This is a genomic window from Thalassospira xiamenensis M-5 = DSM 17429 (assembly GCF_000300235.2).
In the GTDB taxonomy this organism is placed as follows: Bacteria; Pseudomonadota; Alphaproteobacteria; order Rhodospirillales; family Thalassospiraceae; genus Thalassospira; species Thalassospira xiamenensis.
On sequence record NZ_CP004388.1, the window covers coordinates 1,740,489 to 1,750,499 of the forward strand.

Sequence of the window (10,011 nt, forward strand, 5' to 3'; positions counted from 1 at the left end):
TTTCGGTTTTTGCTCGGACCTATTGTCCAATCTGAATGTCTTCGCACGGATCGGCACGTGGCAGATCATTTGTGAACCACATGAAATCCGCCACATTTTCTGATCCCATCCGAAGCGCATAATCACGCACACCAGGAAGGTCTTCACCCGGGTCATCTGCCTCGATCAGAATGACAACTGCAATGTCGTTATCGTCGATATCAGGTGCATAACGCCGCAGATGGTAGGGTACCGCAATGTCATCACGCACATGCATGGCACCGGCAATCAGGAATGCGCCATCCGGGCTAATGGTTTTGTTCGCATCAATCATCGCGCGCGCAAGCGACGCATCGCGGGCAAACTGCACAAGCGAAAAGTCAGGTAATTGCGATTTGGGTAACATGTTGCAATGACCGACTGCAATTTCCTGATCAAATCGTGCGGCAATATCATCGGGTAGCGCCGGCAGGGAGAGCTTTTGCGCAAGCTCGGTCGGCAGGGCGCTGATACCTTCGTTGATCATGGGCCGCAGGACATCCCGGGGCAGATTGCCTGCAACCATCGGCAGCCCGTTTTCCTTTGCCGCCTCGGCAATCGGGGCATAGTCATGCCATGATGGCCAACCACTTTCGCCCCACTTCATTTCACTGCCAAGTTCCTCGGGCGGTACAGCCTGCCAGGCCAGATCAAGGCTTTCCTGCTGGTCGCGATTAAACATTTCCCAGACAACTGCACGCTTGGTGCCTTCGCGTTTGCTTAGCGCGCGGACCAATTGTGCCTGATGATGATGATGGATCGGATTGTCGTGTTTTTCCCCGATCAGGATAAAACGCGTCCCGGCAAGATGCGAAACCAAGTCGTCAAACATGATATAGCGCTGCCCGGCCATATCGAAAATCAGTCCCGGTGCCGGGGGCAGGGAATTGGCATCGGGAATATCACGCATGCCTGCCGGTTGGCTTGAGGTGCGGGCTTGCGCCTGCGCCGAACGAACCGGAAATTCCGTCGCCGCGATCATTGCTGCAAAAGCAAGACACAGCGAAAGTGATTGTTTGAAACAAGATCGTGTGCGGGCACGAAACACAGTTTTCATCACGCGTGGAATTTCCAGTCCGTTGATTGGCCGATTTTCATTCCGACTTTATTTACTCAAATTCAGGGCGGTTTCAATATCATGGATCAAATCGTGGGCATCTTCGATACCGACGGACAAACGCAACAGATCATCGGGTACAGGGCTTGTTGGGCCTTCGACCGATGATCTGTGTTCAATCAGACTTTCGACCCCGCCAAGTGACGTCGCGCGTTTAAACAGTTTGCACTGATTGTGGAAATCCACGGCCCGTTTGCCGCCGCCCTTGACCCGGATCGACATCATGCCGCCAAATCCGCCGGTCATCTGACGCTTGGCAATGTCATGGCCGATATGGCTTTCAAGGCCGGGATACTGGACCTGCGCGATTTCAGGGTGGTTTTCGAAATGGCGGGCGATTGCCATGGCATTGGCACTGGCCCGTTCGACCCGGATTGACAGGGTACGCATACCACGCAAAAGCAGCCATGCTTCGAACACACCCAGAACACCGCCGCCGCCTGCATGCTGTTTGCAAACGCGTTGCCAGAATTCGCTGTCCTTGTTTGCAGTGGTAAGTGTGCCGGCCAGAACATCACTATGTCCGTTAAGATACTTGGTTGCCGAATGCATGACGATATCTGCACCCAGTTCAATCGGGCGGGTCAGAAGCGGTGTGGCAACCGTATTGTCAACCGCAACAATCGCCCCGGCCTTGTGCGCGGCATCGGCAACGGCGGCGATATCGGTGATCTGCCAGTCCGGGTTGGCGGGCGTTTCCAGCCAGACCATTCTGGTTTTGCCCGGCTGGATATGTTTCACCCACTGGGCCGTGTCGCCATTGTCGACAAAATCAAATGTCAGACCGGCGCGCACACCGCTATCGAGCATGAAGCTGCGCAGTGCCCAATACATTACCTTTGGCGCGACCACATGATCGCCTGGTGATAACGCATGCAGCAACGCAACGGCGGCGGCCATGCCCGATGCGAAAAGCCGCGTCTGTGTGCCACCTTCGAGCGCGTCAAGAACCGCACAGGCCTGATCATAGGTCGGGTTGTCGGTGCGAGTATAGCATCGGCCATCGTGATAGCTAAGATCGGTATTGCGTTCGAACGTGGTCGACGGATAGATCGGCGGGGTGACCGAACGGGTGGTTTCCTCGACCCAGCCCAGGGCCTGAGCCGTGATGGTTGCGGGGTTCTGTTTCTTGTTATCGGCAGACATGGTGGCACCTGATTTTGTTGTCATTTATTGCCGCGCAACATAACGTGGAACACGCCACATCCCAAAACGAAAACAAAAGAACGACTGATTCAGATGCCCCATATCACGAACGATCCCCAATTCGACCTTCCCAAAGAATGCGATGTTGTCGTTATCGGCGGCGGTATCCATGGTGCCAGCAGCGCGTACTACCTTGCCAAGGCGGGCATGAAGGTTGTCCTTCTGGAAAAGGACACCATTGCCTCGCATCAGTCGGGGCGGGCGTGGGGGTTCGTGCGTCAGCAGGGCCGCGATCCGGTTGAACTGCCCCTGATGATCGAATGCAACCGCATCTGGCAGGGGCTTGAACAGGAACTGAATGCTGATCTGGAATGGCGGCAGGGCGGGGTCATGTTCGTTGCGCGCGATGATGCCGAAATGGCGGAATTTGAGCAATGGATCGAAGACGCCAAAGGATTTGATATCGAAACGCAGGTGCTTGATCCCAAGGGGGTTGCCAGGATCGCACCGGGCATCACGCGCCCCGGCGTTGGCGGGATTTATACCCCGTCTGACGGGCAGGCCGAACCGAAAAAGGCCGCCCCGGCAATCGCAAAACGTGCCGGTGAACTCGGCGCCTTTATTGCCGAAGGTTGCGGCGCCATTGGCATTGAAACGAGTGGCGGTGCAATCAGTTCGGTCATATCCGAACGTGGCGAGATCAAATGCAAATACGTGATCTGTGCCGCTGGGGCCGCGACGCATAAATTCGTTGCCAAATTCGGCCGTCGCCTGCCGCAGCAAACCACGCGCGGCACGGTGATCCGCACCACCCCGGTGCCGGAAATTTCAGCCGCCGGTACATTGGCCGCCGGTCTGGCGTTTCGTCAACGTGCCGATGGCTCGATGAATATCGCTGACGAATTCATGACCGATCTGGATCTGACATTGGGCCGGTTCAAATATGCCCGCGATTTTGCACCGGGCCTGTTTGCTAATTGGGCGACCTTCAAATTCCATCTGAACAGGCGGTTTGTTGATGACCTTGTTGATCGCCTGCCGGGTTCGGCGGCATCAAAGCAGCCATTGATCGGGCGGCGGGAAAATCAGGCGCAGCCCTACGAGGTGCGCGTGAATAACGCGATGGCCAATTTGCAAAAGGTCTTTCCGCAAATCAAACAGGTCGGTATTGCCGATAAATGGGCGGGCGATATCGATGTTACCCCCGATGCCATACCGGTGATCGATCAGTTCGACAATCCAAAACATTTCTTTGTCGCCACCGGTTTTTCCGGCCACGGATTTGCCATGGGGCCGGTTGTCGGCAATGTGCTGGCGGACTGGATCACGACCGGACAGCCATCCATTACGCTTGCCGGGATGGCGCTTTCACGGTTTGAGGACGGCACCATCCGCAAACCGCGCACGCGGGTCTGATCTTTTTGTGTGAGGAATAATCTGGCGTCGGGATCGTTTTCAAACGGTCTTGACGCAGGGTATCTGTCATGCAATTAAGTGTTATGTTATAACGTAACTTTTAATTTGAAGCTCATGGTGAAATTTGCATCGGTTGCCGGTGTTGGTCTGGCTCTTTTCGGTGCGGCACAAATCGCCTAAAGCCGGGACCATGATCGCAGTTCTCCCAAACATTGCGGTCAGGGTTTCGGCTTTCGAAGACCGGCAACGATCTGCACGTTGCCGGTCTTCACCTATCTGTTATGCTCTATTGCGCGGCTTTGGTTTCGGGTAAATCATTCGTCTGATGATTGGTTTTGCCGTTAAAAAACCGTGTTGCCCCAATCGGGGCGGCAATGAAGTCATTCGCGCCAATGCCGGCATCCTTGCGTGCCGATGCCAATCGCACCGGCGGTTCGTCAACCGGTTCTGCGGTCAGGACGAAAGTCCCCCAATGAATGGCAAGCGCCTGCTTGATGCCCATTACCTGCATGATCTGAATGGCTTCTTCGGGGTTGGTGTGGGCGTTGCGCATGAAATCGCTGGGCTCGTAAGCCCCGATCGGGATCAGGCCGAAATCGATCCCGCCATATTGTTCGCCCATTTCGGTAAACAGCCGTTCGTTCCAGCCGGTATCACCGACGAAATAGAAACGATAGCCATCTGCGAATTCAAGGATGTAGCCGCCCCACAGCATTTCCTTACGGTCCTTGGTGGTGCGCGCCGACCAGTGATTGCTGGGCACATGGGTGATGGTAACGCCGCCATGCGAAAGGCTTTGGTCCCAGTCGAGTTCTTCGTACTGGTCGGTGGAGATTCCGGCCTTTTCCAGAAGAGTTCCGTTTTTAAGCGGCAGGATATAGCGCGGTGTATTGCCAATCTTTCCAAGGCTTTCGATATCGAAATGGTCGTAATGATTGTGCGACAGCAGCACCAGATCAAGATCTGGCAACTGATCGATCCGCAATCCCGGCTGGCTGTATCGTTTGGGGCCGACATAACGGAACGGCGATGCCCGTTTGGCAAAGACCGGGTCGGTCAGGATATTGAGCCCGCCATATTGCACCAGAGCCGTCGCATGGCCGATCCATGTGACTTGCAGGCGCGCCGGATCGGGATTGTGGATCGCGTCCATATCCGGGGCCTCTGTCGGGATTTTGCCGTGCTGGTGTTTGGCTTTTGGCCAGTTTTCAGCACCGAAATAACGCCGCTTCAGGAAGCGCCAGAATGATCTTTTGCCGGTTTCCGGCAGTGGATAGCGGTTTTCAAATCCGAATGCTGTGTGGTGCGTTGGGCGTTTTTCGTCAGTCACGCGGTCAAATCCCCTGATCGGCTGATTGTTATTTTGATCCTATCAATGTGTCGCGGATCGGGAATTGTGCAAGTGCGGGCTGATCAATGGAAAAGGCCGGAACCGCGTTTGGTTCCGGCCTGCATTCCAGTCGGTTTATTCGATTACGGTCACATAGCTGTCAAGCGGTGGAACGGTTTCGATAATGCCCTGATCCTTGAGATAATCGGCAAAGCGGGCATAACGGGTGCGGTCAATAGCGGCCGGACGGAGCGCAAAGCGCGGCAGGGTATCGGCCCATGCCTTGATGTTAAGCTCGTCATCCAGGTTCGGATAGGCCGCGATAAAGGCCTGCCAGCTGTCATCGGGATGATTGACCAGATACTGAACGCCCTCTTCAAGCGCGGCCAGCATGCGGGCAAAGCGCGGATCATCGGTTTTGTCGTTACGCACCGTCAGGATCAGCTCGTCATAGGGCGGAACGCCTTCTTCCTCGACATAAAATGCCTTGCCCGGTTTGCCTTCGATTTCCATCTGGTTGAGTTCGAAATTGCGATAGCCGCCAATGATCGCGTCGACCTGCCCGGAATACAGCGAGGGCGAGAGCGAGAAATTGACATTCACCAGTTCGACATCGTCAATCGAAACCCCGTATTTGCCGAGCATCGTGCCGAGTAACGCATCTTCGAAACCGGCCAGCGAATAACCGATTTTCTTGCCCTTAAGGTCGGCAATTTCCTTGATCGGCCCGTCTTTGAGGACGATCAGGCTATTAAGCGGGGTTGCGACCAGCGTGCCGATCCGGGTCAATGGCAGGCCTTCGGCGGCCTGTACGTGAAGCTGAGGCTGATAATTCACGGCAACGTCACCCTGACCGGCGGCAACAAGACGCGGCGGGGCGGATGGATCGGCCGGTTCGATCAGCTCGACATCCAGATCATGCTTGGCAAAAAAGCCCTTTTCCTTAGCGACGATCAGCGGTGCGTGATCGGGATTGACGAACCAGTCGAGAAGAATGGTGAGCTTGTCGGCGGCACAGGCCGGGCTGGTCATTCCCATCGCAACCGCGCCAATCGTAGCCGCGGTGATCATGGATTTCAGGCGTGACATGGATGAACCTCCTATCGGATATATTTTTGATGTTCTGCCCCGCAATTTTTCGCGGGGAATTCGGTTTATTTTGCCGGTTTCAGGCTGTCGGGCTGCCATGGCAAAGCCGCACGTAACGCCCGGTCGACAAGGAAATATTGCGTGATCGAAAACGCGCACAGGATCAGAAGGCAGGCAAAGACCATGTCGATCTGAACCCGTGCATTGGCATGCAGCATCAGATAGCCAAGGCCGTGGCTTGATCCGACCCATTCGCCGATCACCGCCCCGATGGGGGCAACCGCAGTTGCGACCCGAAAGCCCGAGGCAAATGAAGGCAGTGCGGCGGGCAGGCGCACATGGGTCAGCAACCGCCAGCGGCTGGCACCCATGGTGCGGGCAAGGTCAAGGAAGCCCGGTTCGGTGCGCGATAACCCGTCAAAAAACGCGACGGTGACAGGGAAGAAAATGATCAGGGCCGCCATTGCGATTTTTGAGCCCAGGCCAAAGCCCAGCCATAATACCAGAAGCGGTGCCAGCGCAAAAAACGGGATCGCCTGCGACACCAGCAGGATCGGCATCAGCCAGAACCGGACGGGTGCAAAAAGTGCCATCGGCAGGGCCGCCAAAGCCCCCAATGACGCCCCGGCAAAAAGCCCGATCACGGTTTCGGCAATCGTGTATCTGGCATGGTCAAGCAACACGTCATGACGCTTGATCAGGGTCAGCCAGACTTCATAGGGGGCGGGCAGCATATATTTCGGTGCGCCGGTCACAGACACAACAATCTGCCATGTCGCGATCAGGGCGGCGATGATGATGAAAGGCCGGGCGAGTTTCAGCAGGCGCCATTCGGTAAGCGGGGTGCGGGATGTCTTCGTCATGCCGTGCCCTCCGCCCGGTTGAGTTCTTCGGCGGTGGCGCCAAGCTGACGGAGCAGTTCGGCCTGATGGCGGAGTATTTCCGGATCGGTGACATCGCGCGGGATGCTGCCCGCCGGAAGCATGGCGTCACTCAGGACCGCGGGGGTACCACGCAGGACATGAACCCGGTCGCCAATCCGAAGGGCTTCGAGCGGATCATGGGTGACCAGCAAAACCGTTTTGCCACGCAATACCCGTGCCGCAAGGTCCTGAAGGCGCATGCGGTTAAGCGGATCAAGGGCCGAAAACGGTTCATCCATCAGGACAACCGGCCGGTCTTCCATCAGGGTGCGGGCAAGGGCAGCGCGCTGTTTCATCCCGCCGGAAAGTTCGGCCGGGCGCAAATGTACCGCATCCGATAGCCCGACCTTGGCAATCAGCGCATCGGCGCGCGCAAGATCGGGGCGTTGATTGCGCAGCACCGCCCCCAGCACCACATTTTCCCGGACACTCCGCCACGGCAGAAGCAAATCCTGCTGCGCCATATAGGCAACCCGGCCGAAAAGCGGCTTGCCATCCGAGCAGGCAATATCCCCGCCCACCTCGCCATCAACCAGCCCGGCGAGATAGCGCAACAGCGTACTTTTGCCGACACCAGATGGGCCCAGCAAACAGGTGATGCTGTTGGCAGGTAAACTCAGATCAAGATCATGGAAAATATCGTCGCCGTTAAAGGCCACGCGACCACCGCGCAGATGAACATCAAACGGCGTTGTGTTGCCCGGCATAACGGGGGAATTTGGGGAGGTTGCCGGTTTCGGCACTGATTCTGTCTTGCGCATGCGATCCTTCCTACGCCGGTCTTAACCGGTTCAGGTTCAAAGGGTCGTCCGGCAACACCGAACCTCTCAGCCGATTCACGATCGGCCCCCCTGGAGATGACGGGACTATGCGCAGATCATGGCGGGACGTCAAGTATCGTTGTTGAATGTTGATATCCGCGTAATGGGACAAGCGAAATATATACCAAAGTTTATAGGGCTATCCTATGCCATGGTGCTCAAAAGTGGAGGTTAATATTTCAGAGTATAAGTAATAAGAAATTTTTTTAAAGTATGTGTTCTAATGTGTGACGGTTGTCACTCATTAAAAGGATTAATGACTGTAATCAAAGCAAATGAATGTTGGTGGGATTCATTGGCGTCGTGCTTTGATATGGTTTCATTGAACTTTGTTGTAAATGAGTTTTTAGGAATATTTGCGTCGGGCGCTGATCTTTTCGGTGCGCCGAACTGCGAAGAACATGCTTGTGCGGCTGTGCGCTATGCAGAAGTCCGGAAAAGCTGATGCGTATCCGGTGTGCCTTAGTGATGTGCGGATTGCTGGCTTTCTATGCGGATAAGTCTTATGCGCAACAGGTGCCTGAAGCCGTCCAAAAATCAATAGAGCAAGAGCAAATCCGTCAGCAGCAGCGCGATTGGGATTTCAATACGCAGCCACAAAGCAGGCCCGATATCAGGTTGGATGCACCTGTACCCAAATCCAAAGATGAGGGGCAGCCTGTAGGGCCGTGTTTCCCTATCGAGACTACGGAAATAGAAGGGCTGGAGGGTTTGGATCTTGTGCCGGATACTTTCGACCGCCTGAACGGCGAATGTATTCGATTGAATGATCTGAACGATTATCTGAACGAGATGAACGCATTTTATGCGGATCGCGGATATATAACGACACGTGTTTATTTGCCAGAGCAGGATCTTTCAACCGGCATTCTGAAGATACTAATAATTCCCGGTAGAGTTGAAGGATTTGATTATGAAGGCGGAGAGCCCGCCGACTCTCGGATTTATTCGGCATTCCCGCTCAAGGAGGGGGATATCGTTAATCTCCGGGATATTGAGCAGGCATTAGAAAACTTTAATTCACCGCGATCTCAATCAGGGCAGTTCAAGCTATATCCGGGCGCGCAGCAGGGTACTTCGATAATTCGTCTGTCGGCGGCAAATGAACTGCCCTTTGGCGGAAATATCACTTTTAATAATTTCGGCTATAAAAACACAGGGCGCCAGAAAACCGGGGGAAGTCTTTATTACGACAACCTTCTTAACCTGAATGACACGATCCAGATAAGCGCGTCCTCTACTGTTAAAGGGCTCACGTCCAGCGATACCTATTCCAGAAGTACAAACGGCAGCTATTTTGTTCCTTTTGGAAACTGGAGTTTCAATGTTGGAGCAGGATACAGCGAATACGGTTTTATCCTGCCCGCCATCAATCAGAATCTGCCGGTTTATGGTCGAAGCCATTGGGTTTCGACGGATATTCAACGCTTAATTTGGCGCGGAGAAAACGCCAAATTTTATGCCGTTGCCGGGCTTGAAACTTCGCGATCCAGAAATTTCCTTGATGATTTTGAAGTCGTTGTTCAGAGGCGTTTCGCAACCAAGTCAAAATTTGGACTAAGCGGGCGCCTGAATTTCGAAAATGGCTATCACGATTGGTCTGTTAACGCGATCCGCGGATTGGATGCGCTTGGTGCAGAGCCGCCACTTGATCCGGATATCGATCCTGAACCCCTGTTGTTCACTGCAAGTTCTGCGCTTCAAGCCAGTTTTGCAGAGGGACAGGTGCGTCTTGGTCACCAAATCAATGCTCAATACTCTGAAGATAATCTCGCGAGTTCTGACAAGTTTGCAATTGGTGGCGGGTATTTCAGCATCCGCGGTTTCAGAGAAGACAGTTTGTCCGGAAGGTCCGGAATATCGACACGCAACGATCTCAGCTATCGCATTTTTCAAGACAATGACGCGAGTGCCGACGTCGTCTGGGGACTGGACGCCGGTTATGTCGAACTAAGCAAAGATGATCGCGAAACCTATGACGCCCCCTTGCTTGTCGGGACGTCACTTGGGCTGCGGGTCAACTTTTTGGGTGCTTTCAATCTTGATCTGGTCGTTGCCCGGGCTCTTCGCAGACCCGAGGCCTTTACGGATTCCGGAATAATCAAATACGCGCAAGCGTCTCTGTCGTTTTAGCTGCGGAGTTGGGGATTA

Annotated in this window: 8 protein-coding genes and 1 riboswitch; of the genes, 2 read left to right on the plus strand and 6 right to left on the minus strand. The window is 54.6% G+C overall.

The window, feature by feature from the left end:
- Positions 1-19 precede the first annotated feature (19 nt).
- Both TH3_RS08220 and TH3_RS08225 read right to left on the minus strand, forming a co-directional pair.
- Entirely contained in the window at positions 20-1,075 is a 1,056-nt protein-coding gene (locus TH3_RS08220) for a ChaN family lipoprotein (RefSeq protein ID WP_007091595.1), read from the minus strand.
- A gap of 48 nt (positions 1,076-1,123) precedes the next feature.
- Positions 1,124-2,305, minus strand: coding sequence for a trans-sulfuration enzyme family protein (locus TH3_RS08225; protein ID WP_007091594.1), 1,182 nt, complete (start codon positions 2,303-2,305; stop codon positions 1,124-1,126).
- 69 nt (positions 2,306-2,374) lie between these two features.
- On the opposite strand from TH3_RS08225, the gene TH3_RS08230 reads away from it, so the two are divergent.
- A complete protein-coding gene (locus tag TH3_RS08230; RefSeq protein WP_007091593.1) occupies positions 2,375-3,697 on the plus strand; it encodes an NAD(P)/FAD-dependent oxidoreductase in 1,323 nt (440 codons plus the stop codon).
- A 286-nt stretch (positions 3,698-3,983) separates the two neighbouring features.
- Here TH3_RS08230 and TH3_RS08235 read toward each other — a convergent pair whose 3' ends face one another.
- From TH3_RS08235 to TH3_RS08250, 4 genes are all read right to left on the minus strand, one after another.
- Positions 3,984-5,027, minus strand: a complete 1,044-nt coding sequence (locus tag TH3_RS08235) for an MBL fold metallo-hydrolase (protein WP_007091592.1) — start codon at positions 5,025-5,027, stop codon at positions 3,984-3,986.
- Positions 5,028-5,162: 135 nt separating this feature from the next.
- Entirely contained in the window at positions 5,163-6,116 is a 954-nt protein-coding gene (locus TH3_RS08240; RefSeq protein ID WP_007091591.1) for an ABC transporter substrate-binding protein, read from the minus strand.
- A gap of 65 nt (positions 6,117-6,181) precedes the next feature.
- On the minus strand, positions 6,182-6,979 hold the full coding sequence (locus TH3_RS08245; protein WP_007091590.1) for an ABC transporter permease: 798 nt from the start codon (positions 6,977-6,979) through the stop codon (positions 6,182-6,184).
- On the minus strand, positions 6,976-7,800 hold the full coding sequence (locus TH3_RS08250; protein WP_007091589.1) for an ABC transporter ATP-binding protein: 825 nt from the start codon (positions 7,798-7,800) through the stop codon (positions 6,976-6,978). Before TH3_RS08250 ends, TH3_RS08245 begins: the two co-directional genes overlap by 4 nt.
- A riboswitch (TPP riboswitch) is annotated at positions 7,791-7,902 on the minus strand. (Overlaps the previous gene by 10 nt.)
- A gap of 426 nt (positions 7,903-8,328) precedes the next feature.
- On the opposite strand from TH3_RS08250, the gene TH3_RS22355 reads away from it, so the two are divergent.
- Positions 8,329-9,993: a ShlB/FhaC/HecB family hemolysin secretion/activation protein gene (locus TH3_RS22355; protein ID WP_167710560.1), complete on the plus strand. Its 1,665-nt coding sequence runs from the start codon at positions 8,329-8,331 to the stop codon at positions 9,991-9,993.
- Positions 9,994-10,011: the final 18 nt, after the last annotated feature.